Origin of the sequence: Pantoea sp. VS1 (assembly GCF_002207995.1) — a bacterium.
GTDB lineage: Bacteria > Pseudomonadota > Gammaproteobacteria > Enterobacterales > Enterobacteriaceae > Pantoea > Pantoea dispersa.
Genome location: NZ_NHZE01000021.1, coordinates 1 through 276, shown reverse-complemented (window position 1 = coordinate 276; position 276 = coordinate 1). Strand labels below are relative to the sequence as shown.

Annotated in this window: 1 pseudogene; it reads right to left on the bottom strand. The window is 67.8% G+C overall.

Going from position 1 to position 276, the window contains the following annotated elements:
* Positions 1–272: pseudogene (locus CBW22_RS11670) on the bottom strand (type-F conjugative transfer system secretin TraK); the annotation flags it as partial.
* Positions 273–276 lie beyond the last annotated feature (4 nt).

The following is a 276-nucleotide window of genomic DNA, read 5'->3' as shown; positions in this document are numbered from 1 at the left end:
GAGACGCCGACGCCCCCGGCGGTTTCCAGGAACAGGGTGAAGTCCTGCCCGGTCAGCGGCGTGATAAGCAGCGCGCCGTCGGCGGTGGTGGCCTTCGTGTAGGCGTTATCCGGACCGGTCACGGCGGTGATGAGCTCGCCGTCGATGATGATTTTGTTGGGGCTGGTATTGCTCATCTGCGCCTTCAGGTGCGCGTTGTTCTCAAACATGGTTCCGGCCGGGCCGGGCACCGCGGCGGCGGCCGGCAGTGCCACTCCGGCACCGGCAGTCAGCGCC